This window comes from Cedecea sp. B1(4), assembly GCF_059414925.1.
The window spans coordinates 295,342-320,844 of sequence record NZ_JCAHMZ010000002.1; the positions used below are offsets into that span (position 1 = coordinate 295,342).

The 25,503-nt window shown below is 56.2% G+C and carries 20 protein-coding genes and 2 pseudogenes; 7 read left to right on the forward strand and 15 right to left on the reverse strand.

From position 1 onward, the window contains the following. Positions 1-8 precede the first annotated feature (8 nt). Positions 9-1,079, forward strand: coding sequence for a catabolic alanine racemase DadX (gene dadX, locus ACR6JA_RS04855; RefSeq protein WP_494492974.1), 1,071 nt, complete (start codon positions 9-11; stop codon positions 1,077-1,079). 61 nt (positions 1,080-1,140) lie between these two features. Beyond that, a pseudogene (locus tag ACR6JA_RS04860) lies at positions 1,141-1,257 on the forward strand (hypothetical protein); the annotation flags it as partial. Here the strand turns inward: ACR6JA_RS04860 and ACR6JA_RS04865 are convergent. Beyond that, positions 1,207-2,925 (reverse strand): annotated as a pseudogene (locus tag ACR6JA_RS04865) (potassium/proton antiporter); the annotation flags it as partial. The pseudogenes ACR6JA_RS04860 and ACR6JA_RS04865 sit on opposite strands and share 51 nt — an antisense overlap. An 83-nt stretch (positions 2,926-3,008) precedes the next feature. Then, positions 3,009-3,920, reverse strand: coding sequence for a muramoyltetrapeptide carboxypeptidase (gene ldcA / locus ACR6JA_RS04870; RefSeq protein ID WP_494492975.1), 912 nt, complete (start codon positions 3,918-3,920; stop codon positions 3,009-3,011). Between the two features lie 95 nt (positions 3,921-4,015). Here ldcA and emtA point away from each other — a divergent pair, with 95 nt between their 5' ends. Continuing rightward, the gene (gene emtA, locus ACR6JA_RS04875) at positions 4,016-4,627 is read left to right on the forward strand and encodes a membrane-bound lytic murein transglycosylase EmtA (RefSeq protein WP_008454102.1); all 612 of its coding nucleotides are present in this window, start codon (positions 4,016-4,018) and stop codon (positions 4,625-4,627) included. 1 nt (position 4,628) lies between these two features. On the opposite strand, the gene ycgR is transcribed toward emtA, so the two are convergent. Beyond that, positions 4,629-5,360: a flagellar brake protein YcgR gene (ycgR, locus tag ACR6JA_RS04880; RefSeq protein ID WP_273970554.1), complete on the reverse strand. Its 732-nt coding sequence runs from the start codon at positions 5,358-5,360 to the stop codon at positions 4,629-4,631. Positions 5,361-5,596: 236 nt separating this feature from the next. On the opposite strand from ycgR, the gene ACR6JA_RS04885 reads away from it, so the two are divergent. Then, complete coding sequence (locus ACR6JA_RS04885) at positions 5,597-5,848, forward strand: GlsB/YeaQ/YmgE family stress response membrane protein (RefSeq protein WP_008454104.1); 252 nt, start codon at positions 5,597-5,599, stop codon at positions 5,846-5,848. 65 nt (positions 5,849-5,913) lie between these two features. Here ACR6JA_RS04885 and ACR6JA_RS04890 read toward each other — a convergent pair whose 3' ends face one another. The 6 genes from ACR6JA_RS04890 to ACR6JA_RS04915 form a co-directional block, all read right to left on the reverse strand. Then, positions 5,914-8,091: a TonB-dependent siderophore receptor gene (locus ACR6JA_RS04890; protein ID WP_494492976.1), complete on the reverse strand. Its 2,178-nt coding sequence runs from the start codon at positions 8,089-8,091 to the stop codon at positions 5,914-5,916. Positions 8,092-8,333: 242 nt separating this feature from the next. Next, entirely contained in the window at positions 8,334-10,091 is a 1,758-nt protein-coding gene (gene treA / locus ACR6JA_RS04895) for an alpha,alpha-trehalase TreA (RefSeq protein ID WP_494493259.1), read from the reverse strand. Between the two features lie 174 nt (positions 10,092-10,265). After that, a complete protein-coding gene (locus ACR6JA_RS04900; RefSeq protein ID WP_213716072.1) occupies positions 10,266-11,648 on the reverse strand; it encodes a serine/threonine protein kinase in 1,383 nt (460 codons plus the stop codon). A 38-nt stretch (positions 11,649-11,686) separates the two neighbouring features. Next, a complete protein-coding gene (locus tag ACR6JA_RS04905) occupies positions 11,687-12,646 on the reverse strand; it encodes a hypothetical protein (RefSeq protein ID WP_213716071.1) in 960 nt (319 codons plus the stop codon). A gap of 120 nt (positions 12,647-12,766) precedes the next feature. Next, complete coding sequence (locus ACR6JA_RS04910) at positions 12,767-13,261, reverse strand: SH3 domain-containing protein (RefSeq protein ID WP_166991918.1); 495 nt, start codon at positions 13,259-13,261, stop codon at positions 12,767-12,769. Positions 13,262-13,746: 485 nt separating this feature from the next. Continuing rightward, positions 13,747-14,622, reverse strand: a complete 876-nt coding sequence (locus ACR6JA_RS04915; protein WP_213716070.1) for a helix-turn-helix transcriptional regulator — start codon at positions 14,620-14,622, stop codon at positions 13,747-13,749. Positions 14,623-14,733: 111 nt separating this feature from the next. On the opposite strand from ACR6JA_RS04915, the gene ACR6JA_RS04920 reads away from it, so the two are divergent. Further along, the gene (locus tag ACR6JA_RS04920; protein ID WP_008454112.1) at positions 14,734-16,155 is read left to right on the forward strand and encodes an MFS transporter; all 1,422 of its coding nucleotides are present in this window, start codon (positions 14,734-14,736) and stop codon (positions 16,153-16,155) included. Here ACR6JA_RS04920 and ACR6JA_RS04925 read toward each other — a convergent pair. Further along, complete coding sequence (locus ACR6JA_RS04925) at positions 16,119-16,889, reverse strand: helix-turn-helix domain-containing protein (RefSeq protein ID WP_213716068.1); 771 nt, start codon at positions 16,887-16,889, stop codon at positions 16,119-16,121. The two genes, ACR6JA_RS04920 and ACR6JA_RS04925, sit on opposite strands and share 37 nt — an antisense overlap. A gap of 97 nt (positions 16,890-16,986) precedes the next feature. Between ACR6JA_RS04925 and ACR6JA_RS04930 the strand changes: the two genes are divergently transcribed. Beyond that, a complete protein-coding gene (locus tag ACR6JA_RS04930) occupies positions 16,987-17,547 on the forward strand; it encodes an NADPH-dependent FMN reductase (RefSeq protein WP_166991927.1) in 561 nt (186 codons plus the stop codon). 301 nt (positions 17,548-17,848) lie between these two features. Further along, a complete protein-coding gene (gene mqo / locus ACR6JA_RS04935) occupies positions 17,849-19,507 on the forward strand; it encodes a malate dehydrogenase (quinone) (protein WP_213716067.1) in 1,659 nt (552 codons plus the stop codon). 86 nt (positions 19,508-19,593) lie between these two features. Here the strand turns inward: mqo and gap are convergent, their stop codons facing one another. The 5 genes from gap to hutU all read right to left on the reverse strand — a co-directional run bounded on the left by gap (position 19,594) and on the right by hutU (position 25,430). After that, positions 19,594-20,604 carry a type I glyceraldehyde-3-phosphate dehydrogenase gene (gap, locus tag ACR6JA_RS04940; protein WP_213716066.1) on the reverse strand — a complete coding sequence of 337 codons (1,011 nt, stop codon included), beginning with the start codon at positions 20,602-20,604 and terminating at the stop codon, positions 19,594-19,596. Positions 20,605-20,682: 78 nt separating this feature from the next. Next, positions 20,683-21,663 carry a GlxA family transcriptional regulator gene (locus ACR6JA_RS04945; RefSeq protein ID WP_494492977.1) on the reverse strand — a complete coding sequence of 327 codons (981 nt, stop codon included), beginning with the start codon at positions 21,661-21,663 and terminating at the stop codon, positions 20,683-20,685. A gap of 40 nt (positions 21,664-21,703) precedes the next feature. After that, positions 21,704-22,501, reverse strand: coding sequence for an N-formylglutamate deformylase (gene hutG / locus ACR6JA_RS04950; RefSeq protein WP_213716064.1), 798 nt, complete (start codon positions 22,499-22,501; stop codon positions 21,704-21,706). Continuing rightward, positions 22,494-23,702, reverse strand: coding sequence for an imidazolonepropionase (hutI, locus tag ACR6JA_RS04955; protein ID WP_494492978.1), 1,209 nt, complete (start codon positions 23,700-23,702; stop codon positions 22,494-22,496). Before hutI ends, hutG begins: the two co-directional genes overlap by 8 nt. A 51-nt stretch (positions 23,703-23,753) precedes the next feature. Further along, positions 23,754-25,430 carry a urocanate hydratase gene (gene hutU / locus ACR6JA_RS04960; protein ID WP_494492979.1) on the reverse strand — a complete coding sequence of 559 codons (1,677 nt, stop codon included), beginning with the start codon at positions 25,428-25,430 and terminating at the stop codon, positions 23,754-23,756. Between the last annotated feature and the right edge of the window lie 73 nt (positions 25,431-25,503).

Below are 25,503 nucleotides of genomic sequence, written 5' to 3' on the forward strand. Positions count from 1 at the left end.
GAGCCGTAATGTCCCGTCCTGTGGTAGCGACGCTGGATCTCAGCGCGCTGCGCAATAATCTTGAAGTGGTGCGCAGAGCCGCCCCGCGTTCGCGTGTCTGGTCGGTCGTTAAGGCCAACGCATATGGCCACGGTCTCGACCGTATCTGGTCGGCGTTAGGCGCGACCGATGGTTTTGCCATGCTGAATCTCGAAGAGGCCATTTTGCTGCGTGAGCGCGGCTGGAAAGGGCCGATCCTGATGCTGGAAGGGTTCTTCCATGCCGATGAGCTGGCGCTGTTCGACAAATACCGGCTGACCACCAGCCTGCACAGCAACTGGCAGGTGAAGGCGATAGCCAACGCGAAGCTGAGCGCGCCGCTGGATGTTTATCTCAAAATCAACAGCGGGATGAATCGTCTCGGGTTTACGCCCGATCGCGTGCACGGCATCTGGCAAAAACTTCGTTCTATTCCGAATGTGGGCGAACTAACCCTGATGGCGCATTTTGCCGATGCCGAGCAGCCAGAAGGCATTACTGAGCCGATGAAGCGCATTGAGCAGGCGGCGGAGGGGATTGATGCCCCTCGCTCGCTGTCAAACTCGGCGGCTACGCTGTGGCACCCGGAAGCGCATTTTGACTGGGTTCGCCCGGGGATAATCCTTTATGGTGCCTCTCCGAGCGGGCAATGGCAGGATATCGCCACCAGCGGCCTTCAGCCGGTAATGACGTTGAGCAGCGAAATTATCGGCATTCAGAACCTGAAGGCAGGCGATACCGTGGGCTACGGCAGCCGCTACACCGCCAGCGGCGAGCAGCGAATCGGGATTGTGGCTGGTGGCTATGCGGACGGCTACCCACGTATTGCGGCGGATGGCACGCCGGTCATGGTGGATGGCGTCATGACCAGCCTGGTGGGCAAAGTATCAATGGATATGATCGCTGTAGACCTGACGCCTTGCCCGCAGGCGGGTATCGGCAGCCCGGTTGAGCTGTGGGGCAAAAACGTCAAAATTGACGATGTCGCCAGCGCTGCAGGCACGGTTGGCTATGAGCTCATGTGTGCGTTAGCGCCGAGAGTGCCGGTGGTGGTGAGTTAACGTTTCTGCTTCTGATCCCTCCTCCCGGGCAGGGAGAGGGGATAAGCTATGTTAACGCCATTTGTTTTCCCCCTCGCCCCTTTGGGGAGAGGGCCGGGGTGAGGGGAAACTACTCCTCTTCTTCCTCGGCCACCCGGACACCAATCTTACGCACCAGATTGTCCTCTTTCTCGGCCACCGTCCAAATCATTCCGGCAAACTCCACCTGGTCGCCAACCACCGGCGCGCCGCCAAGCATCCCCAGCACAAAATCACCTAACGATTGCTGAGTATCCACTTCTTCATCCAGCGTCAGGCCGTAAATGGTCGCCACGTCGGAGAACTGGGCGCTGGCTTCCAGAATAAAGTCGCCAAAGAAACGCTGATCCAAATCCACCGGCGGCGACTGGCTAAACAGTTTCCCCAGCGCGGGAAGATCGCGTTCCCGGCCAATAACGCAAAGCACATCGCCTTCTCGCAGGCGAGTGCTGCCCGTTGGGTGAAGCAGTACGTTATTGCGGAACAGCGCGGCAATGCGCGTTTCTTCTGGCATATGCAGGTCACGAAGGGCGGCGCCCACGCACCATTTCTCTTCGCTTAGCTGGTAGACAAACTGTTCCCACGGATTGTCAGGATGAATATCCAGACCCACGCGCGAAACGGGCCAGCCTACTGGCGGCACGACGACTTTGGCTTTTTTGGCGGCCCAGCCCAGCGACGTGCCCTGGAGCAGCAGAGACACCAGCACCACAAAGAAGGCCACGTTGAAAAACAGGCGGGCGTTATCGAGCCCGGCCATCATCGGGAACACCGCCAGGATGATCGGCACTGCACCTCGCAGCCCAACCCAGCTGATAAATACGCGCTCGCGCAGATTAAAACCGCGGAATGGCAGCAGACCGGCAAAAATTGACAGCGGACGAGCAAAGAAGATCATCCACGCGGAAAGCAGGAGAGCAGGTACTGCAATCGGCAGCAGATCGGACGGGTTTACCAGTAAACCCAGCACCAGGAACATGCCGATTTGCGCCATCCAGGCCAGGCCGTCGAAGGTTTGCAGGATCCCGAAACGGTTGCGAATCGGGCGGTTGCCCATCACAAAGCCGCACAGATAAACCGCCAGAATACCGCTGCCGTCCAGCGCCGTCGTGACGCCAAATACCATAATCCCGCCGCTCAGGGCCAGCATCGGGTAAAGCCCGTGGGGTAAGGTTATCCGGTTAATCATTTGCAGCAGCAGATAGCCGCCGCCGAGACCAAGCAAAATCCCCAGGCCAAATTGCTGAATGATGTGTACGAGGAACAGCCAGCTCAGGCCGGTCTGGTGCTGCTGGATCATCTCAATCAGCGTGATGGTGAGAAACACCGCCATCGGGTCATTGCTGCCCGATTCAATTTCAAGCGTCGCGCCTACGCGTTCGTTCAGGCCTTTCCCACCGAGCAGGGAAAAGACCGCGGCGGCGTCGGTGGAGCCGACAATGGCACCGATAAGCAGGCCGTCAATCAGGTTCAGGTTGAACAGCCAGGCGGCGGCAATCCCGGTCAGCCCGGAGGTAATTAATACCCCAACGGTTGCCAGCGAGAGCGCGGGGCCCAGCGCAACGCGAAACGAACTCGCCTGGGTTCGCATCCCGCCGTCAAGCAGGATCACCGCCAGCGCCAGGTTACTGATCAGGTAGGCAAAGGGATAATTATCAAACGGGATACCGCCAAGGCCATCGATCCCGGCCAGCATGCCGATAGCCAGAAAGATAACCAGAATGGGAATGCCCAGACGAGAGGAGAAAGAACTTAATAAGATACTGCAAGTTACCAGAACGGAACCCAAAATAAACAAACTGACAATCGCCCCTGCGTCCAAAATCATTCGTCTCCTTTGTCTATGTTGTCGAATTGTAACATGTCATCTGTTACCCAAACGCTCAAAAAGGGCGCTTAAACCGGGCTTCTTTAGCGAAGTACCGGGTGCCCACTTAACGTCAGTCGGGAGGTAACGCCGTCGTGGGCCAGCTCGCCAAACGCACCGAGCGGCAGCGTCACGGTTTGTGGTTCATGTCCAAAAGGCAGGCCGGAAAGGACAGGCACGTTCAGGCGCTGTTGCAGCGTTTTACGCATTACCTCAAAAGTATATCCTGCATCGTAGTCCGTTGCGGTTGTACCGTTAAAACTGCCTAAAATAATCGCTTTCTGGCGTGACAGAATGCCCGCATGGTAAAGCTGCAGCAGCATGCGCTCAACGCGGAAGGGATGTTCGTTGATGTCCTCCACAACCAAAATACCGCCGTCTATTGGCGGCAAAAACGGCGTGCCGACCAGGGAGATTAGCATCGCGAGATTGCCGCCCCAAACCGTGCCGCTGGCCTGCATCGCGGGCGCATCGTTTTCCCAACTTAGCGTGAACGTCGGTTCGCTGAGCGCCTGCCAGAAGTGGCGCCAGGTATATTCATCCATATCTTCGGCACCAAAATTTCCGGCCAGCATCGGGCCACTGAAGGTGATGACTCCGCACTGTGCCAGCAGGGCCATCTGGAAAGCGGTGAAGTCGCTGTGACCGCAAATAATTTGAGGGCGGGCGCGAAGCAAAGCCCCAAGACGTGAAAAATCAATGTGTTCAAGCAGGCGGCTCACGCCGTAACCCCCGCGCACGGCCAGCACGATGTCCGTTTCCGACGGCAGCGCCGCCAGCTGATTAAGTTCAGCCAGTCGCTCACTGTCCGTGCCGGCAAAACGCTGAAAACGCCGGGTCACTGCCTGCTGATTGACGACCTGATGCCCGTTCTCTTCCAGCCGACGAATGCCCCTGGCGGCGGCCTGTTGATTAATGCAGTAGCCGGACGGGGCGATTAAATGAATCAGAGACATGGCATTTCCTTGCTGAATATGAATTGGTTATCATGCCGCTATCGAGAGCGCTTGTCATCGCCGTTATGGCCGGCCACAGCAATAAGGATAGAGGCGTGAAATTAAGAGGGTTTATCATTCTGGTGCTATTTTTGGCCGGTTGCTCCAGCCATTCTCCGCAGCAGCAGGCACCGTGGGATCCGACGATCCCCACCCAGCGGGCGCTGAACTGGATGCCGCTGACCGAACTCTCCGGCCAGCAATGGGGCGTTAGTCCGAGACTGATAACGGCAATTATTGCGGTAGAGTCGGGCGGCAATCCGCAGCTGGTTAGCGCCTCTAATGCTATCGGCCTGATGCAGATCAAAGGCTCCACGGCGGGCAAAGAGGTGTATCGCAATCAGGGCTTCAGAGGGCAGCCTTCGGACAGTGAACTGAGAGAGCCGGCGCGTAATATCGACATCGGTACGGCTTATCTGAGTATTCTGGAACACGGCATTTTGCGGGGAATCAACGACCCGCAGGTGATGCAGTACGCGCTGATTGTTTCTTACGTGAACGGGGCGGGGGCGTTACTAAGAACCTTTGATTCCGACAGGCAGACCGCAATCGACAAAATTAACCGCCTGAGCCCGGATGAATTTTATCAGCATGTAGCGACCAACCATCCTGCGCCGCAGGCACCGCGCTACCTGTATAAGGTCACGCGGGCCATGAACGCCATTTAAGCTATTTCACGCGGTTGGCCTTTTCCCGGGCCGACCGCTCCAGCGAGAAAATAATCTTTTGCAGTTCGCGCTCGACCGCCGGGTTGACGTTTAAGAAACGAAAACTCAGGCGCGGAGTAGAAATGGTCTCGTTTTTACTGTCCACGACTTTTCGCTCTGAAACCATCACCAGCTGCATATCAAAGTAAAACTTGCCCCATTCCACGAGATCCATCTCTACGCGGCCAAAACGCAGCCCGGGTGCAAGGCCCGGCGGTAACGTGCCGTCCACCAGGGCGCCCATTCCACCAAGAGACAGGTCGCAGAGCCGGAAGGCAAACTGAGAACCGTCGGCAAGTTCGGTACGGCAATAATACTGGGGCTGCGTAGGCGCGGTAATGCGGAAATATTCCCGGCGCTGAACGAACCACAGCGATGGCGGCAGCGGCGTGGTAAACGCCGGGAGATTTTGATATTCCGTCGCTTTAAGGCCCGGCAGAGAGAATTCGACTTTTGCCCCCTGCGTTTCAGCGATGAAATCAATATCGTTGGCCTTCTGCACGGAAAGGTTTTCCTGCGCCTGGCTGCCAAAGTCCAGCACTAAACGCTCCGCCGAGACATCGAGAATTTTGCTGATGAACTGCCCGTTAGACCATTCCAGCCTGACGGGAACCTGCTGTCTGTGTAAATCACGTAACACACCTAATACTGCCAGAGGAGACTGCTTCAGGAACTGATCGTTATAGTGACTCAAGGCTCAAGTCCTTGTTGTGTTTTCAGGTTGTGGTAACGAAGCTTATCGGCAAAACCGCACAAAACTTAATACAAATTTTTGACTATTTTTTCCTGAAAATGCGCATAACCAGGTGAGATTCATCACGTTTTTTTGCAACCGAACTATACTCTTTTTGACAGCAGGTCGCTGGCCGGGGCGCAGACAGCCTCGGGCGAGCCTGCTAAAGCTCACAATGTAGAAGAGGACGTTCTAAAATGGGTATCCTGGCCTGGATTATTTTTGGTCTTATCGCGGGTGTGGTAGCTAAGTGGATTATGCCTGGCAAAGACGGCGGCGGTATTATCCTCACCTGTATTCTGGGGATCGTGGGCGCGGTTGTCGGCGGTTGGGTGGCGACGGCATTGCACCTTGGCGGACCGGTAACCGGTTTTAACTGGCCAAGTTTCTTTGTGGCGGTGATTGGTGCCATTATTGTGCTGGCTATTTTCAGGATGGTACGACGGTAGAAAGTCATTCATTACGTAAAAACGGCCCTTCAGGGCCGTTTTTACGTTTAGCTTTCTATATAAGTTTAGAAATCGTAGCCCACGGTCGCAATGATCGAACGTTCCGCGCCCCAATAGCAATAGCCCGTCCCGTAGCAGCCCGCCACATAGTCACGGCCCGTCAGGTTGGTGGCATTGAGCTGCACAAACGCGCCTTTCAGCGACGGTGTCCATGCGCCCATGTCTGCCCGAACCATGGCATCCAGCAGCGTTACGGAAGGAACACGCAGGGTATTTTCGTTGTCGGCCCATTGTTTGCCGATGTAGCGAATCCCTGCGCCCAGGCTCAGGCCATAATCGGCTTTGAACGTGCTCCACAGGCTCGCCATTTGATTTGGCGTGACGTACGGCGTGTTGTCGTCATTACCGTCGATGGCATCTTTATAGCGCACCCGGTTAAGGGTATAGCCAGCGATGGTTGACAGGCGTGGTGTCAACTGAGTGCGGGCTTCCAGCTCAAGTCCTTGCGAATGCACTTTGCCTGCCGGTTCAAAATATCCCCCCTGCACGTTACGGTTCCCCACATCTTTTTGGGTCAAATCGTAAACGGCGGCGCTATACAGATCGCTGGTTCCCACAGGCTGGTATTTAATCCCGGCCTCGTACTGTTCTGCGGTTGTGGGTTTCAGCAGCTTGCCTTCGGCATCGGAAAGTACCTGCGGTGTGACGGCCTGGCTGTAGCTCACATACGGCGAAATACCGTTATCAAAGGCGTACAGCAGAGATGCGCGGCCGCTAAAGTGGTTGTCGCTGCGGTTGTCCGTTACGTCACTGTCGATCGCCGTTGCCACCAGATGGCTTTTAGTCACCAGATGATCGTAGCGACCAGACAGCGTCATATGCCAGCGGTCCCACTTCATCTCATCCTGCAGATAAGCCCCGGTTTGCTCATACTGGCGGCGGCCTGATTTAACCAAAAGCCCCTGATTAATTGTCGCGTAGCTTGGGTCACGTGGATCGTAATAATAGTAACCGCCAACGCCACCAGAAACGCCGGTCCATGGGTTCTGGTTGGTGGTGTAGCCCGTTCCGTCGGTCAGATCGTTGGTGAACCGGTGATATTCCCCGCCGAGCACCACTTTATGCTGCAGATCGCCGGTCGCGAAGTCGGCTTTTAACTGATTGTCGATGGCCCAGGCATCCAGCGAGGAGTTTTCACGGCTGTAGTAGCGCGACAGTTCGTTATGCGCGGTATCTGCCCAGCCAATTTGATAGGCCTGGCGTAGCGCTACGTTTGAGTGGGTATAGCTGGCGTTTGAGCGGAAAGACCAGACTTCATCGAAGGCGTGAGCAAACTCGTAGCTGTAGATCTGCTGGTGGCGCTTAAAGGCGTCATCGCCCGGTTGTACGTCAGAAAAGCCAGTATCCAGCTTGCGTCCCGTGGTGGTGTAAAGGCTGCCGTCGCCCGGAACAGAACCGTGGTAGCCCCCGGACGGATCTTTTTCCAGGTAGGCTCTTAGTACCAGAGACGTTGCATCATCCGGCTGCCAAAGCAGGGACGGCGAAATAGCGTAACGTTCGTCACGCGTGTTGTCATACTGCGTATCACTATTTTTGGTCAGGCCGGTGATACGGAAGGCCCACTGGTCATTAATCGCGTTAGTGTAATCAAACGCCGTGCCGTTGGTGTTGTGGTTGCCGTATATCGCCCGCACGTGGCCTTCTTCGACAAACTGCGGGCGTTTAGACGTTTCCATCACCAGGCCACCCGGAACAGTCTGGCCGTAAAGTGCGGAAGACGGGCCTTTGATGACGTCAAGGCGTTCCAGGAACCAGGGGTCGACCTGGACCACGTTAAAGCTACCCGCATCGCTCATCAGCCGCAGGCCATCAAGGAAAATGTTATTCACGTCGCCGCCATGAAATCCTCTTAACGCGACGGTGTCGTAGCGGGTGGCGCCGCCGGAGAAACCGGTGAACACGCCGGGGGTATAGTTCAGCGCGCTATTAATGGTTTGCGCGCTCTGGTCTTCCATTTGCTGACGCGTCACGACGGAAATGCTTTGCCCGGTGGTGATCAACGGCGCGTCGGTTTTGGTCGCGCCACGGGTTGTGGTGGCGGTGTAGCCCAGCGTAGGAGAGGTCGCGGTATCGGCAGGTTTAGCGGTGACAACCAGAGTTTCTTCAGCCGATGAAGAAAAAGGGGCGATGAGCGCCAGCGTGCAGAGTAAGGCGGAACGCTTGATGGTAAAAAGCTTTATCATTTTTTCGATCCGGAAGTATTGAGATCATCATCCTGATGGAAGTCCTCCGCCGGCATGCGACGGGAAAACGCGGTTTTTAAATGCGGCTTCGAATGAGAATTGTTATCGTTATTATTATCAAGTGCAAGGCGTGCGATGATTTTTAATGCATAAAAGCCCATGAAATCAATGATGATTTCATGGGCTTATTGTTTTAAATGAAATGATTAAGCGGCAATCACGCCGTGGTCAGTGCGGTCAGGTTACGGCGCTGGCTGGCTTGAAGCAGACGATGGCTCCGTTTTATCTGCAGCCGATTTGGTGGTTTCCGTCACCGGGCCGGGCGTGGCCGAAGGCAACTTATCCGGTGCATTGTCGCAGGGTTTTTCTTTTGCACAGAGCATATCCAGCATTTTCAGCGCGACGCCGTTGGTCCAGCCGAAGCCATCCTGAAGTGGATATTCACCGCCTCCACCGCCCGCACCTCCGGCTGTCACATCGTATTTTTCAACCAGCTTTTGCTCTTTGTTGAAGAGGTTCTGCACCGTACTCAGGAAGCGGAAGCTGACTTCCAGCGCGAGATCTTTATGCCCGTAATTTTGCAGACCTTCGGTGGCCACCCACTGCAGCGGCGCCCAGCCGTTGGGGGCATCCCATTGCTGGCTGGTTTTTACGCTGGTCGTGGCAAGTCCGCCCGCGCTGAGCAGATGCTGACGGGTGGCCTTCGCCATCTTGTCCGCTCTGTCCTGCGCCGCCGCATGAACGTACAGTGGGAACAGGGCGGCGGCGGTTAGCTGGTTTCGAACCGTGTGGCTTTTCAGGTCGTAATCCGCGTACCAGCCTTCTTTGGCGTTCCACAGGTTTTGTTCAATTGCTTTCTGTCGATCGTCAGCGGCCTGCTTATAGCGCTGTGCTGCGTCGCTATCTTTTGCCAGCTCGCTGGCGTGAGCCAACGTTTTTTCAAGCTGATAGAGCAGCGCATTAAGGTCCACGGGCACAATGCTTGTGGTACGGATGGTGCCCAGTTGGGCTGGATTATCCATCCAGCGGGAGCTGAAGTCCCAGCCGGAAGCGGCGGCGGCTCGCAGGTCACGATAAATATCCGTGGCTGCACGCGACGGCGTATTTTTCGCAGTGGTGACGTCGTCCAGGTAAGACTCGGTTCGCGGCGTGTCTTTCTCATCCCAGTAACGGTTGAGCAGGGCACCATTTTTGAGTTTCACCACGCGGGCATGGGCTTCGCCCGGTTTGAGGGCGTCGCTGCCGTCCATCCACCAGCTGTACTCCTGCTTCAGCTGCGGCAGATAGGCTGTGTAAACGCTATCGCCTTTATTCTGCGCCAGCAGTTCAACCATCATGGCGAAAAACGGCGGCTGTGAACGGCCCAGGTAGTAGCTGCGGTTCCCGTTGGGAATGTAGCCCCAGGTATCGATTTCGTGGGCGAAGTTGTCCACCATATTTTGCACGTCATCCCAGCGCCCACTCTCCGCCAGCCCCAGCAGGGTGAAGTAACTGTCCCAATAGTAAAGCTCGTGGAAGCGCCCGCCGGACACAACGTAAGGTTTTGGTAGCGGGAGAAGCGGGTCCCATTTGTTGTCGCTGTTCGCGGAACGGGTCAGTTCAGGCCAGAGCCCGTTGATATGCTCCCGCAGGCTTTCTCCTTCCTGTGGCACAGACTTTTTTTCTTCCTTCGGCAGGATAAAGTTCACATCAACAAAATGGCGTAAGTCGAACCCCGAGAGCCGGCGCTGCATACGATAATCGGCAAGGATCATCAGCGGATCGCCCTTGGGCACGGCATCCGCAAAGGTTTTCTGGTCGGGGAACAGCTTCGCGGTCTGGACATCAATAAACAAAGGCCCAAAAAGCTCGTCGGGCGATTGAGGCTCGGGCGGGCGTGGGGATTCGGTTTCCTGGGCTGCAAACGAAGCAAGCGGCGTAAGGCCAAATACGGCACCGGCAGCGGCCATTTGGGCCGCAAAGCAAAGCGCATAAGGCCGGCGCAAAACGGGTTTTATCATCATTCCTTCTCCATCGACGGGACGCAACACGCTACGTTGCGATCAACTCCCTGAAAACCTTAGTTGAATTTTCCGAATTTCGAGCGCCGTTGAAGATAAAAAGAGAAAAACCGGATTTTTTACCTCATAAAAAAGCCCCGTAGAACGGGGCTGAAGTATTCGTTAAGTCTGTAATCACCCCTGCGGGTTTACCAGCCAGGTGCCGGAATTCGTTACCACAATAGTTTGCTTGCGGGGCGTTTCGCCGCCGCTCAGTGCCAACAAATATTTCCCGGCGGGGAGCTGAAGCGACGTAAAACCGTTGGCAGCGGGCGTCAGCTTTTGCGCTTTGCCGTTGACCGCCAGCTGTTCGCCGTCGTTCATTCGAACATACACTCGGGCAAGCGTACTTTCAGCCGCGGAGGCTGCAGGGGCCGCGCTTGCCTGCGTCGGGCTTTGATTAGCTGCAAGCGGTGCGGGAGCAGATTCCGGCGAGCTCACTGAAGGGCTTCCCCGGCCAAAAAGTACCGCGCCAACAATCAGGCCCGCGACGGCGCCCGCGCCAATTTGCAGGGCAGGTTGATAGCGCTTCCAGAGCGGACTCGTCGCCGTGTTCTCTGGATCTTCTACCGGCACCAGTGCGGTACCCGTTTTTTTATTACCGATCAGTTCACGCACGTCGTCTGGCTGGATATTCAGCAGGGCCGCAAAAGCGTCAATGGATTGGGGGCGATCTTCCGGCTTCAGCGACAGCGCTTTATCAACCGCCTGCAGTATATTCAAGGAATAGCCCTCGGGCTGGTTTTCCGCGAGCTGGATACAGCTGTCCTGAATACTGCGGGCGACGCTGGCAGGCGGTGCATTGCCGGTAATCAGCGTATAAAGCACGGCTCCGAGGGCGTAAATATCTGTCCACGGCCCCAGCTGGCTTGCCAGGTCTCCGCTGTACTGTTCCAGCGGTGCAAATCCGGGGTGAAGCAGGGTATTGCCTTCATCCAGTGAGCCTTGTCCCCGGCGTGGCGCGCCGGTATTAAGCAGGATGGGCAGCCCGTTATCCTGAATTTGAATGCTTTTCAGCGACAGGTTGCGGTGCAGATGTTCGGCCGCGTGAAGCGTTGCCAGCGCGCCGCAAAGCATTGGCAGCATCCGGCGGATCCACGTTTCATCGATCGGCGACGGCTGCTGCTTTTGCAGTTCATCCAGCGTAATGCCGCTATAAAACAGCGTCACGACGTAAGCGGTATTATTGTCGCTCCAGATACGCAACACCTGAGGCAGGTTCGGGTGATTAAAGTGCGCCAGCTGACGCGCTTCCTGCATAAAGCCGTTCAGACCTGTGGTGTAGACCAGGTGATCGCGCTCGCTGTGCAGCACCAGCTCCATCACGTCATTGCGCATGACGTAAGCTTTAGGCATGTATTCACGGATAGCGACCAGACGCTCGAGCTGATGATCCCACGCCCGGTAAAGAATACTGGTCATGCTGGCGTCGATGGCTTCCTGAATTTCAAATTCGTCAAAGCGGTAGCCAGGCGGCAGAGCATTGGGCACTTTTGGAATAAAATCGTTATCTATCATGATGTTCTCTGCGCGTAGTCATGCAACATGCGGCGGATTTATTTTTGGGCTCGCCAGGCACCCGCGGCCGGGTCGCGCAGCTGCGGGTGCAGGGACTCGACCAGCAACAACGTAATGGCCGTGCCCGGCGTCACCCAGCCGGACCAGAGCTTACGCACCTCGTTGAGCCGTGTCTGGAGACGCTGTTCATCTAATGCCATGTCGCGAGACACTTCCACGGCAACGGTGCCGCTGGCTTTCCAGCCGTTAATTTCAGGGTGGTAAGGCAAAATAAGCCAGCTTTGCGGTGCCTGTTCACTGCTGACGACCATGCGCTCATTGTTCACGCTGGTGATAAGCAGGCTGTCGGCGTCAGCGGAGGGGTTCAATCCGTTGACCGGGAAACCGTGGACAAACGTCATCATAATGCGCTTTTCGCCGCCGACGCCGCGCTGCACCACTTCGCTGGTGCCGTTCAGCCAGCCGCCTTTTTCACATTTGCCATTCTCTTTACCCGGAATAAACAGGGAACTGCTGGAGGCATCGCCCTGCCAGAATGTGCGCAAGTGGCAGCCATCCTGTAGGGTAAATTCCAGCCACGGCGTGCGGTCGAGAGGCGTGGAAAGATCTTCCGGGCGCTCATTACGGGTCGCTACCGAAGAAAGCGGGGACTCGATAGTTACTCCCCAGTCGCTGGTTTTGGTGGCAGACCCGCGAGCGAGGGAAGCCCCCTCGGGATCTTCAAGCTGCCAGTTGACGCGCTCAATCTCGCTGCACTGGTTTTCCAGAAGCGCGCCGAGGCGAGGCATGAACGTTTTCAAAATAAGGGGGTTTTTATCCCCGTTTGCCACAATTCGAACCGGAAGATCGCTTCCGCACCAGCTTTGCGGGGCATTGCTTTTGATGTTGTCTATCCACACGTCCAGCTTTTGGGACGGCGATTGAACGATGCGGTAGTTCCCTGCCCACACGGTAGTGGATGCCAGCAGCAACGCCATACCCGAAAGCCAGAGTTTCATAAAAATCCTTGTTAGCCTGTGTGTAAAGAGGGGCTACGTTAACGCCCATACAGGTTGCCGGGCGAGTCGTTGCTACTCTCATACCAAAATCTTTGGTTAGAAAACCCCCGGAGGGGAAGTTTAATTAATGATCCACGTTCCGTTGTCGGCGTTCTGGCAGGCTTTGCTTTTATTATCTACCGCAACGCAGGTGGATTTTTTGGCCGCGCGGCGAGGGCGAGGCCGGTCTTTTTTCAGCGTCTGGGTATACAGCTCGCTTTTTACCAGCGCCCTGAGCGGCACATAGCCCAGCAGCTCTTGTTTATCCTGCTCGGCGATAGCAAACCAGTGATTTTCTACCTCGCCCAGCACCGTGTAGCTTTGGCCGTTTTCAAGCTGGGCCAGCACTTTGCCACCAAAATCGGGTTTGCTCATGATGGAGCCCGGATAAAGCGCCCGATACTCGGCGTCAACTGGTGTGAATTCTTTTGGTACTTCAACGACATAGCGGTGAGTCAGGGTGACGCCGTTTACCGTGCTGGTCACAATGGTGTCGTCGGTCATCTTCGGCGGCGGCGCTTTACAGCCGACAACCGTAGTGACAACAAGGAGGACTAACAGGCTTCGCAATTTCATTGAGACGTTCCCTGAGAAAAAGGTTAAAACTCAACCGCCGCGGGAGCAAGAAGCGCCGCACAGGAAAATTATCCACGACGTGAGATACGCCCACGCAAAACGGCGCGGCGGCTTGAGTATCTCGCCGGCGCAAGGAATTCGCGTGGTTTCAGCATAGTAGCGTGATTTTACATAGCCCGGTTAACAATTCAATGGTGTTATAACAGTGGAATAACCTATTACGTACATGAAGGTTTGATGCCGGGTTAGCGCAGTAAAAAATTGGGCTGAGGTAAATGTAATCGGCTCGCCACTTAAAAGGAATGAAAAGTAGGGAGATGGGGGTAATTTTTTGAATTTATTTGATAAATTCAGACTTTTCGTTGTGGTGTTATTTTTATTCTGTGGTCAATGCAAATCGTCTTTTGGGGTTTCCCTGAGGTTATTCTTAAAACAATAAAAAAACATCGGGCCGTCTTCAGGATGCCCGATGAGAAGGGAGAGATTCAGACTCCGCTCGATTGAGAAAATAACCGCAAAGCTCGCTCACCTGTTTCATCTATCGGCAGGTAAACCAGCAGCCTTGAACCGTCTCGCGGGGCAGAGTACCAGTTGACCTGTTGCATACCGAAGGTGCCGACCTGCGGATGCGTATACTGCTTGATATGGTTTTCGATATTGCGGATTTCATAGCGCTGCTCCCAGAGCGTTTTAAACGCGGGAGAGGCGGTGAAAAACGACTCCAGCAGCGCTTCCCAGCGCGGGTCGCCGCGGTGCTCGGTGATCCCGGCGCGGAACCAGCCGACAAACTTGGGCAGCACATCTTCGTTACAGTCCACCCGGCTGCGCCAGGTCTCATTGGTCAGATATTGATAAATGCAGTTGCGATGCTCCGGCGGTTCATTGTCGAGATCGACCCCCATTAGCTGGCAAAAATGTGAATTGTAGCCGAGGATGTCGAAGTTCGGCTTCTGAATGCTGGCGGGGTTGGGCATCAGGGCGTCCAGCATCCGGCGGGCGGCGGGGCTGAGCCCCTCGCACTGCGCGGCGGCGGGCGCTTCGGACGGAGGCAGCCCGGCCAGAATAAACAAATGACGAGTTTCCGCCGGGGAGCACTGCAGCGCGCTGGCGATCGCCGCCATGGCGCTTGAGGATGGATTCACTTCTCGGCCCTGTTCCAGCCAGGTATACCAGGTTACGCCGATGTCGGCCAGCAGCGCCACTTCTTCACGGCGAAGGCCGGGCGTGCGCCGACGCCCGCTGCGCGGTAGCCCCAGGCGCTGCGGGTCCAGACTTTCACGCCGGGTACGCAAAAACAGCGCCAGCATTTTACGGCTGTCGTCCAGCGGGCCATGTCGCAGCTCAGGCTGAGTGATGAGCATCGCAAATACTCCAGAATAGTAGTGCCAGTACCAGTATAAGCAAGAACTGGTACCCGGTTAAATGTTCAGGGATCCTACGTCGGTATCCTGAACTATGCAATGGAGTCCCTGATGAATAATTCGCCTGTTTCACCCGGTCGTGCAGGCCTGGTGCTGCTGTTGACGGGCCAGATGTTGCCGTTAATCGACACCTCTATCACCAACGTGGCGCTGGACTCGATCACCCAGTCCCTCGGCACCACGCCAACCCAGCTTGAACTTATTGTGGCACTTTACGGCGTTGCCTTTGCCGTCAGCCTGGCGGTGGGCAGCAAGCTGGGGGATAACCACGGCCGGCGCAGAACGTTGCTCTGGGGCGTGGCGCTGTTCGGTATTGCTTCTTTCCTGTGCGGGATCTCCGGTTCGGTCACCGAGCTGCTGGCGGCCCGGACCCTGCAAGGCGTCGGGGCTGCGCTTATCGTGCCGCAGATCCTTGCCACGCTGCACGTGACGCTCAAGGGCACTGCTCACGCCCGCGCCATCAGTCTGTACGGTGGCATTGGTGGGATCGCTTTTATTATCGGCCAGATGGGCGGCGGCTGGCTGGTGTCGGCGGATATTGCCGGGCTTGGCTGGCGAAACGCGTTCTTTATTAACGTGCCAATCTGCCTGTTGGTGCTGGTCCTGAGCCGGTTTTATATTCCTGAAACACGCAGCGAAAGCCACTCGCGTATTGACTGGCAGGGCACCGTCACGCTCGCGCTGGTGCTGTGTTGCCTGCTGTTCCCGATGGCGCTTGGCCCCGAGCTGCACTGGCCATGGCCGATGCAGCTGATGCTGGTGGCGACATTGCCGCTCGGTTATCTGATGCGTGTTGGCGCGCTTAACCAACAGCAGCGGGGGCTACAGCCGCTGTTGCCGCCAAGACTGCTTAAGTTGGGCAGCATAAGGTTTGGCCTGCTGATCGCGCTGTTGTTCTTTACCTGTTGGTCGGGCTTTATGTTCTGCATGGCGCTGACGCTCCAGTCGGGCATGGGAATGGCGCCGTGGCAGTCCGGGAACAGCTTTATTGCCATGGGCATTTCGTATTTTGTCTCAGCGTGGTTTGCGCCGAGGCTTATCGTGCGCCACTCGTTAAGCACTATTCTACTGAGTGGGATTGCTATCCAGGTGGTTGGCCTGTTGGGGCTGATATTTACGCTCTGGCACTTTGGCACCCACGCAGGCCCGCTGGCAATTGCCCCGGCGACGCTGGTGGTGGGCTACGGGCAGGCGCTGATTGTGAACAGCTTCTACCGCATCGGGATGCGCGATATCGACCTGAACGATGCCGGGGCGGCAAGCGCCATATTAAGCACCCTGCAGCAGTCTGCGCTGGGGCTTGGCCCGGCGGTCCTCGGAGCATTGTTCCTGCATCTGCAGCACCAAAGCGGGGATTACTCCGTGGCGATGATCGGTTTCCTGGCGGCAGAAATCGTGATGATGCTTGCGCTGGCGGTTGCAGCCGTCACCCGCCGTCAGCTTTTGTCCGGGGTGAAAGTCTCTTTAAGATAACGCCCCGGCGGCTGGCCGATAATTCGGGTAAAGGCAGTGGTAAAGCTGCTGGCGCTTTGATAGCCCATATCATATGCCACCTGAGTTATCGGCTCACCGTTAACCAATTTCTCCACCGAACTGATAATCCGCATTCTTTCCCGCCAGCGGGTAAAACTCATCCCGACTTCGCTTTCGAAGAGGCGGCCTAATGTTCTGGGACTGATGAAGGCAACGGCGGCCAGCTGCACCAGCGTTTTGCTGCAGGCCGGATCTTCCCGCAGCAGGCTGGTGATTAGCCTCAGCCGCTTATCTTTACCCTCAGGCACAAACAGATCGGTTTTCAAAACTTGCTTGCGCAACTGGAAGTGCAGCAGTTGTGCAATGAGCTCAAGTTGCGCGCCCGCATCGACGTGGTGTTGAATCGCTAAGGCTTCTTTGGCCAGTTCCATCAGCAGGTTGGAGGCGACGATAAGCGAGCTATTTTCCGGCAATTGCAGCTCAAATCCTTGCCTGAAACGCAAATTGATCAGCCGCGAACGCTCGGTGTAAAGCGCCCGGTGTAGCATGCCCGGCGGCACCCAAATGCCGTTACCGGGCGTAGCCAGCCACCAACCTGTTTCGTTTTGCAAACGAAGAGTTCCCTCCAGCGTCACGCTCAACTGGCCGTGTATATGGCGGTGAAACGTCACATCGTCACCCCGGTGATGGGCCATGTCTGAAGCAGCGATAGCCACGGATAGGGCGTCTGGCATGTTGGCACTCCTGCGAAGTGTTTTGGCGGATTAGCGAAAGAATTATCTCATTCTTTTTCTGATAATGCCTGCATCGAGAAAATTAGAGGAGAACAAGATGAAAACATTACGCTTCGTAGGTATCGCCGGTAGCTTGCGGGTAGATTCCGCTTCCCGAGCATTGCTCAACAGTATTGGTGAAATGTTGCCTGAGCAGAGTCATTTTAGCGTGCTTGATATTGGCGCCATGGAACATTACTGCCAGGACCTGGAAAAGGGGGAATTACCGGAGCCGGTGGTAAGCGCCCGCCGGTTAGTGGCTGAGGCCGATGCGGTGATCATTACGGTACCGGAATACAATCACGGCATGCCCGGCGTACTCAAGAATGCGCTCGACTGGCTGTCACGGCCGGTCAGAGCCAGCTGTATGCTGGGAAAATATGTCTTTTTCGTTTCGCAGTCGACCGGCGCGCTTGGCGGCGTCAGGGCGCAATACCAGCTGCGGGAAACGCTGGCCTCAATGCTGTGCAATATGGTGCCGCTGCCGGAGCTGGCGGTCAGTTTTGCGAATCAGAAATTAGAGAACGGGCGTTTAATTGATTCCGCCACGGCGGCGTCTATTCGTACCCAGCTTGCCGTCTTTATTAAGGCGGTAGAGCAGAATAGCACAAACCGTTAACGACGAATTTATCGCCTTTTATGAGAAAGGAATAAGGATAAAATCCATACATGTGTGTGGATTTTTTTTGCCAATAACATCCCGATAACTAAGCGGATTACCGCTAATAATACCCGGAATACAGGATGTATTATTCGGTGGTGTTATTTTTATAATATTTGATTTTATTTGGTTTTTTTAATTAAAAAAATCATTGGCATTAATTGTATGGATTAATCAGGTTGTGAATGAGATTTTAAAATATCGTAAAAATGGGTTAACATAGATTTACTTCATTCACCTGCGATGCAATAGAATTATTATGCCTGCAATGAAAAAGACAATTATTTCTCTGACAACACTGGCGTTATTCGTCAGCTCTGCTAGCTACGCTAACGCGGATTCCACGCAAAAAACCGACTTCCTGCTGATTGGCGGCGGTATTATGAGCGCCTCTCTCGGGACGTGGCTCCAGGAGCTGCAACCGGACTGGAAACAGGTCATGGTTGAGAAGCTTGACGGCGTGGCGCTTGAGTCCTCGAACGGCTGGAATAATGCCGGCACCGGGCACTCGGCAAATATGGAACTGAACTATACGCCGGAGCGCCCGGACGGTTCTATTGATGTCAGCAAAGCGCTGGAAATTAATGAACAGTTTATGATTTCCCGCCAGTTCTGGACCGCACAAATTCAGCGCGGTATTTTGAACGACCCGCATTCGTTTATTAATTCCACGCCGCACATGAGTTTTGTTTGGGGCGATAAAAACGTTGAGTATCTGACCAAGCGCTATGCCGCGCTGCAGAAAACCACGCTGTTCCAGGGGATGAAATTCTCCACCAACCACGAGCAAATTAAACAGTGGGCTCCGCTGGTGATGGAAGGGCGAGACCCAAATCAAAAAGTGGCGGCGACCTGGACGCCAGTAGGGACAGACGTTAACTACGGTGAAATTACCCGCCAACTGATCGGCAGCCTGAAAAAAAGCCCGAATTTCTCCCTGCAAACCTCTTCTGAAGTCACCGACTTCAAACGCAACGGCGATAATTCCTGGCACGTCACCATCAAAGACGTCACCAGCGGCAAAGAGCACGCCATCGACGCGAAATATGTCTTTATCGGGGCTGGCGGCGGCGCACTGAAACTGCTGCAGGAAACCGGTATTCCGGAATCGAAAAACTACGCCGGTTTCCCGGTGGGTGGCTCCTTCCTGATGACCGAAAACCCGGCGGTAACCAGCCAGCATCTTGAAAAAGTGTATGGTCAGGCCTCCGTGGGTGCACCGCCGATGTCCGTGCCGCACATTGATGCCCGCTTTATCGACGGTAAGCGCGTAGTGCTGTTCGGGCCGTTCGCAACCTTCTCTACCAAGTTCCTGAAAAACGGCTCTTTCTTTGATCTGCTGAGCACCACCACCACCAGCAACTTTATGCCGATGACCGACGTAGGTCTGGATAACTTTGACCTGGTGAAATACCTGATTGGTCAGGTGATGCTGAGTGATGAAGACCGTTTTGAAGCGCTGAAAGAGTACTATCCGCAGGCGCGTAAAGAAGACTGGAAACTGATTCAGGCTGGCCAACGTGTGCAGATCATCAAAAAAGATGAGAACAAAGGCGGCGTGCTGAAGCTCGGTACCGAAGTGGTTGTTGACCAGCAGAAAACCATTTCTGCTCTGCTGGGGGCATCCCCAGGCGCATCTACCGCGGCACCTATTACCCTGAACGTGCTGAAGCAGATGTTCCCGCAGCAGTTCAACTCCCCGGAATGGCAGAGCAAGATCCGCGCTGTTGTACCAAGCTACGGCCAGGAGATGAACGGCAACGCGGCGCTGACGCAGAAAGTCTGGGATGACACCGCGGCCACGCTGCAACTGACCAAACCGCCGGTTATTCAAATGAACGACCAGAGCGCAACCCCGGTAGCAAAACCAGCCGAAGCGAAAGCGGAAGCGGCTCCTCAGCACGACATGGCGCTGTAAGTTAACGCCTCAGCCAGCCGCTGTTACGACAGAGGCAATGATAAAAAAAGCCAGCCGTAAGGCTGGCTTTTTTCTTTCAGTTGCCGTTACAACCCGCGTTTATCCATCAGCAGGGCAAGGTCAACCAGGCGGTTAGAGAAGCCCCATTCGTTGTCGTACCAGGCCAGGATTTTCACCAGATTCCCGCCAATCACCAGGGTCGAAAGCCCGTCAATAATCGAAGAGCGCGGGTCGCCCTGATAGTCGCTGGAAACCAGCGGCTCATCGCTGTAGCCCAGAATGTCTTTCAGCGGGCCAGATTCAGCGGCTTTGCGGAACGCGGCGTTCACTTCCTCCGCCGTGACATCGCGTTTGAGCGTCACGGTTAAATCAACGATAGACACCACCGGTACAGGCACGCGCAAAGAGTAGCCTGTCAGGCGACCGTCAAGCTCGGGGATAACCTTGCCGAGGGCTTTAGCCGCGCCACTGGAATACGGCACAATTGATAGCGCTGCCGCACGTGCACCACGCAGGTCTTTTTCCGGCTGGTCGTGCAGCGCCTGGCTGTTGGTGTAGGCGTGAGTAGTGTTCATCAGGCCATGTTCAATGCCGAATGCCTGATGCAGCACCTGCGCGGCAGGGGCCAGGCCGTTGGTGGTACAGCTGCCGTTGCTGACCACAAAGTGTTTCTGCGGATTGTAACTTTCGTGGTTCACGCCCAGCACGATAGTCAGATCGTCGTCTTTACCAGGGGCAGAAATGATGACGCGTTTTGCGCCGCCGTGGGTGATGTGAACTTCCGCTTTTTCGCGGCTGGTGAAAAAGCCGGTGGCCTCGATAACGATATCTACGCCGACCTCACGCCATGGGATCTGCGCCGGATCTCTTTCGCTGAAAACGCGAACCGGCTTGCCGTCAACGTGGAGCAGCCCTTCGGAGGCTTCCACTGGCGCAGGCAGTTTACCCATCAGCGAGTCGTGTTTTAACAGGTGCGCAAGGGTTTTGCTGTCCGTCAGATCGTTGATAGCCACGATCTCAATATTGGGGTTACCCAGGGTAGCGCGCAGGACGTTACGTCCTATTCTGCCAAAACCATTAATCCCGACCTTAACCATGATTCACTCCTTCTCTTGAATGTCTGAGGTCAGAGTAGGCGCAGAGTGAAATGGCGTAAATGACAAAAAAGGATCAATTCATGCCAATTTCCGGCAGTGGAAGCGTTCCCGGTATTCCCCCGGCGTGAGGTGAAGCTGGCGCTCAAAGACGCGGCGCAGGTTAATGGCGGTGCCAAAGCCCGAGGCGCAGGCGACCCGCTCCAGGGTGTCGTTCGACTGCTCAAGATGATGGCGGGCGGCGGCCAGCCGGGCTTCTTCCACATAGCGGGCGGGCGTGACGCCGGTTTCACGGGTAAAGACGCGGGTAAAATTACGCGGACTCATGGCGACCCGTTCCGCCAGTTTTTCGACCGATAAATCCTCCGCCAGGTTATCCAGCAGCCAGTCCTGGAGCTGACTTATCGGCCCGGTATTGGCCGCCTGGCGCAGATGATAGCGGCTAAACTGTAGCTGACCGCCGGGGCGATGGAGGTACATCACCAGATCCTGGGCCACATCCCGCGCGAGGGTAAAGCCGTAATCCGCCTCAACTAACGCGAGCGTAAGGTCAAAGCCGGAACTCACGCCGCCGGAGGTCCACACCGGGCCGTCCTGAATATACAAAGGGCCGCCTTCCACTTTGATTTGCGGCCACCTGGCCTGCATCTCTTCCAGCATTCGCCAGTGGGTAGTTGCCCGGCGGCCATCCAGCAGCCCGGCGCGGGCCAGCAGCATCGCACCGCCGCACACGGAGGCAATGCGCTGAGTATTTGGCGCGGCGCGGCATAACCAGTCGACCACCGCGCTGCCTTCAGGCTCGCTCTGGCCTTTGCCGGTTATCATGATGGTGTCGCGGGGCTCATTGGGGTTGAGGTCGGCCAGCCTGTAGTCGGCCAGCAGGTTAAGGCCGGACATACCGTGCACGACGTGATGAGGTTGAGTGGTGGCGATACTGATGCGGTAGCGAGGCTCGGCCAAGGCGTCCGCATGCAGGCGGTTAGCCTGCATCAGAATATCGGCGATACCGGCGGCTTCGAACAGCATGCCGCCGTCAGGAACAATTACCAGAATCGTTTTCATGTCCTGAAAAGTACGCTTTTAACAAATTAAGTCAAGTGGGCTAGCCGTAATGCCGCTGGCCCCAGGCCAGGGCGGTTTCGATCAGTCGGGCTAGCACCTGCTGGAATTGGGTTCCTTTCTCGTCAGACCAGGCAAAACTCTCTTCATCCATGTAGCAACACTGCGCCACTTCCAGCTGTACCGCATGGATATTTTGCTGTGGCGCACCGTAATGGCGCGTGATGTATCCACCCTTGAAGCGCCCGTTCAGCACTTTGCTGTAGCCGTTGAAATGCTCGCTGGTTTTTAACAGTTCAGCGCTGAGTACCGGATCGCAGCTGGTGCCGTCTGCGGTGCCGAAGTTAAGATCCGGCAGGCGGCCTTCGAACAGGCGAGGTACCACGGATTTGATGGAGTGCGCATCCCACAGCAGCGCATAGCCAAAGGTTTCTTTCAGCCTTGCCAGTTCCTGGGCCAGTGCCTGATGATAGGGCTGCCAGATGTTGGTCAGGATATCTGCTCTGGCCTGTACATCGGGGGATTTTCCCGCCTCGAACAGCGGTTCACCGTCGAAAAAGATGTCCGGGTAAAGCCCCGTAGTAGCGGTGGTGTACAGCGGCTTATCGTCCGACGGGCGGTTCAAATCCACCACGTAGCGCGAGTAGTTGGCGCTGAGTATGCTGGCACCCATCTCGCGTATCGGCTGATAAAGTTTGGGAATATGCCAGTCGGTATCTTCCAGTTTTTTGGCGCGAGCCGTCAGCCCGTTTGCCACTTCCGGCGTTAACTGTGTACCGGGATGCGGCATGCTGATAAGCAGCGGCAGCTTGCCCTGATGAAGCTCAAAGCCCTTAATCATTCCACACCTCTTTACCTTGATAGATAACCTGTTTGGAGAGCGTGCCGCCCAGCCAGTAGCTCAGCTCGGCGGGATGGTCTATTTCCCAGGCAACAAAGCTTGCGTCTTTCCCGGCTTCAAGAGTGCCCGTTTTCTCACCGATCCCGAGTGCACGCGCCGCATTCAGCGTCACGCCAGCAAGCGCTTCTTCCGGCGTCAGGCCAAACAGCGTGCAGGCCATATTCATCATCAGACGCAGGGATTGCACCGGGGAGGTGCCCGGGTTCAGGTCGCTGGAAATAGCCATCGGCACGCTGTGTTTGCGCAGCAGCGCCACCGGCGGCTTCTGTGTTTCGCGCAGGAAGTAAAATGCGCCGGGCAGCAGCACGGCGGTCGTGCCGTGTTTTGCCATCAGCGTAATATCGTCCTCGCAGAGATATTCCAGATGGTCGGCGGAAAGCGCATTGTGGCGGGCGGCAAGCCCCGCGCCATGCAGCAGCGAAAGCTGTTCGGCATGAAGCTTAACCGGCAGGCCCAGCTCATGGGCTTTCACAAAGACGCGCTCAACCTGCGGCACGGAAAAGGCCAGGTGTTCACAGAAGGCATCGACGGCGTCAACGAGCCCTTCGCGATGCAATTCCGGTAACCAACGTTCGCAAACGGTGGTGATAAAATCGTCGCTGCGGTCTTTGTATTCCGGGGGCAGGGCGTGTGCAGCCAGGCAGGTACTGTAAATCGTCAGCGGCAGACTTTGCGCCAGCTGGCGGACAACGCGAAGCATTTTTCGCTCGTCTTCAAAGCTGAGGCCGTAGCCCGATTTCACTTCCAGAGTAGTCACGCCGTCTTTACGCAGCGCATTGATACGGCGACTGGCGCTTTCCAGCAGCTCGGCTTCGCTGGCCTGGCGCGTGGCTTTCACCGTGCTGGCTATCCCACCGCCTGCTGCGGCAATATCCGCGTAGGTGGCACCGTTCAGGCGCATCTCAAATTCCTGGCTGCGGTTGCCGCCGAACACGCTGTGGGTGTGGCAGTCGATAAGGCCGGGGGTGACGAGTTTACCCTGAAGGTCGCGTTCTTCGTCGTGGGGCTGGTTGGGACGCTGGCTTTCGGGGCCAACCCAGGCAATTTTCTCGCCTTCTGTCAGCATCGCTGCGTCTTCGATAATATTGTACTTGCCGTTGACCATGGTGGCGATGCGGCAGTTACGCCATAAAATCCGCATAAGATCTCTCTCATCAGGACGGGGCACGACAAAAGCCGCACCCCAGGGGAACTACTTCGCCAGCATTGGCAGGTTCAGGCCGTGTTCTCTGGCGCACTCAATAGCAATATCATAGCCCGCATCCGCGTGGCGCATCACGCCGGTGGCCGGGTCGTTGTTCAACACGCGAGCAATACGCTCCGCCGCTTCGTCGGTACCGTCGCAGACGATAACCATGCCGGAGTGCTGTGAGAAGCCCATGCCGACGCCGCCGCCGTGGTGCAGGGAAACCCAGGTCGCGCCGCTGGCCGTGTTCAGCAGGGCGTTCAGCAGTGGCCAGTCGGACACGGCATCGGACCCATCCTGCATCGATTCGGTTTCGCGGTTCGGGCTTGCCACCGAGCCGGAATCAAGGTGATCGCGGCCAATGACGATAGGGGCAGACAGCTCGCCGCTTCTGACCATTTCGTTAAACGCCAGGCCCAGTTTTGCGCGCTGGCCGAGGCCGACCCAGCAGATACGCGCCGGCAGACCCTGGAAGCTAATGCGCTCTTTGGCCATGTCCAGCCAACGGTGCAGGTGATTGTCGTCCGGGATCAACTCTTTGACTTTGGCATCGGTGCGGTAAATATCTTCCGGGTTACCGGAGAGTGCGGCCCAGCGGAAAGGCCCGATCCCACGGCAGAACAGCGGGCGAATATAGGCCGGTACAAAGCCCGGGAAATCAAAGGCGTTGCTGACGCCCATCTCTTTGGCCATCTGGCGGATGTTGTTGCCGTAATCAAAGGTAGGAATGCCCTGCTGCTGGAAGGCGAGCATCGCTTTTACGTGTTCCGCCATGGACGCTTTCGCCGCCTGAGTGACCACCGCAGGCTCAACGGCTGCGCGCTCGCGATACTCTTCCCAGTTCCAGCCAACGGGCAAGTAGCCGTTGAGCGGGTCGTGGGCGCTGGTCTGATCGGTGACCATGTCCGGGCGCACGCCGCGCTTCACCAGCTCAGGCAGAATTTCTGCTGCATTACCGTGCAGGGCGATAGAGACAGCTTTCCCTTCGCCGGTGTAGCGTTTGAGGCGGGCGAGGGCATCGTCCATATCTTTGGCCTGCTCGTCGACATACCCGGTGCGCAGGCGGAAATCGATGCGCGACTGCTGGCATTCAATGTTCAGTGAACAGGCACCGGCAAGGGTAGCGGCCAGCGGCTGCGCGCCGCCCATGCCGCCGAGGCCCGCGGTGAGCACCCAGCGCCCGGTTAGCGAGCCGTTGTAGTGCTGGCGGCCTGCTTCCACGAAAGTTTCATAGGTGCCCTGCACAATGCCCTGGCTGCCGATGTAGATCCACGACCCGGCGGTCATCTGGCCGTACATCGCCAGGCCTTTGGCGTCCAGCTCATTGAAGTGTTCCCAGTTAGCCCAGTGCGGCACCAGGTTAGAGTTGGCAATCAGCACGCGAGGGGCGTTGGCATGGGTTTTAAAGACGCCAACCGGCTTGCCGGACTGCACCAGCAGGGTTTCATCGTCATTCAGGGCTTTAAGCGCTTCGACCATTTTGTCGTAGCACTCCCAGTTTCTCGCCGCCCGGCCAATGCCGCCGTAAACCACCAGTTCTTTCGGGTTTTCAGCCACATCCGGATCGAGGTTATTCATCAGCATGCGCAGCGGGGCTTCCGTCAGCCAGCTTTTTGCATTCAGCTTTGTGCCGCGTGGCGCCCTGATTTCAACATCACGATAACGAGAAAACTCACTCTTCATGGGGTTCACCTTGTTTTGATATAACGGGGAAAGTGCTCACGAAAAATACCATGTCATCTTTTCGTTTGCTTGT

What these genes read in the sequence shown, in the direction of transcription:
- dadX (WP_494492974.1), top strand. Translation starts at nt 9, where the DNA reads ATGTCCCGTCCTGTGGTAGCGACGCTGGATCTCAGCGCGCTGCGCAAT.
- ldcA (WP_494492975.1), bottom strand. Translation starts at nt 3,920, where the DNA reads ATGTCTCTGATTCATTTAATCGCCCCGTCCGGCTACTGCATTAATCAA.
- ACR6JA_RS04885 (WP_008454104.1), top strand. Translation starts at nt 5,597, where the DNA reads ATGGGTATCCTGGCCTGGATTATTTTTGGTCTTATCGCGGGTGTGGTA.
- ACR6JA_RS04890 (WP_494492976.1), bottom strand. Translation starts at nt 8,091, where the DNA reads ATGATAAAGCTTTTTACCATCAAGCGTTCCGCCTTACTCTGCACGCTG.
- treA (WP_494493259.1), bottom strand. Translation starts at nt 10,091, where the DNA reads ATGATAAAACCCGTTTTGCGCCGGCCTTATGCGCTTTGCTTTGCGGCC.
- ACR6JA_RS04900 (WP_213716072.1), bottom strand. Translation starts at nt 11,648, where the DNA reads ATGATAGATAACGATTTTATTCCAAAAGTGCCCAATGCTCTGCCGCCT.
- ACR6JA_RS04905 (WP_213716071.1), bottom strand. Translation starts at nt 12,646, where the DNA reads ATGAAACTCTGGCTTTCGGGTATGGCGTTGCTGCTGGCATCCACTACC.
- ACR6JA_RS04910 (WP_166991918.1), bottom strand. Translation starts at nt 13,261, where the DNA reads ATGAAATTGCGAAGCCTGTTAGTCCTCCTTGTTGTCACTACGGTTGTC.
- ACR6JA_RS04915 (WP_213716070.1), bottom strand. Translation starts at nt 14,622, where the DNA reads ATGCTCATCACTCAGCCTGAGCTGCGACATGGCCCGCTGGACGACAGC.
- ACR6JA_RS04920 (WP_008454112.1), top strand. Translation starts at nt 14,734, where the DNA reads ATGAATAATTCGCCTGTTTCACCCGGTCGTGCAGGCCTGGTGCTGCTG.
- ACR6JA_RS04925 (WP_213716068.1), bottom strand. Translation starts at nt 16,889, where the DNA reads ATGCCAGACGCCCTATCCGTGGCTATCGCTGCTTCAGACATGGCCCAT.
- ACR6JA_RS04930 (WP_166991927.1), top strand. Translation starts at nt 16,987, where the DNA reads ATGAAAACATTACGCTTCGTAGGTATCGCCGGTAGCTTGCGGGTAGAT.
- mqo (WP_213716067.1), top strand. Translation starts at nt 17,849, where the DNA reads ATGCCTGCAATGAAAAAGACAATTATTTCTCTGACAACACTGGCGTTA.
- gap (WP_213716066.1), bottom strand. Translation starts at nt 20,604, where the DNA reads ATGGTTAAGGTCGGGATTAATGGTTTTGGCAGAATAGGACGTAACGTC.
- ACR6JA_RS04945 (WP_494492977.1), bottom strand. Translation starts at nt 21,663, where the DNA reads ATGAAAACGATTCTGGTAATTGTTCCTGACGGCGGCATGCTGTTCGAA.
- hutG (WP_213716064.1), bottom strand. Translation starts at nt 22,501, where the DNA reads ATGATTAAGGGCTTTGAGCTTCATCAGGGCAAGCTGCCGCTGCTTATC.
- hutI (WP_494492978.1), bottom strand. Translation starts at nt 23,702, where the DNA reads ATGCGGATTTTATGGCGTAACTGCCGCATCGCCACCATGGTCAACGGC.
- hutU (WP_494492979.1), bottom strand. Translation starts at nt 25,430, where the DNA reads ATGAAGAGTGAGTTTTCTCGTTATCGTGATGTTGAAATCAGGGCGCCA.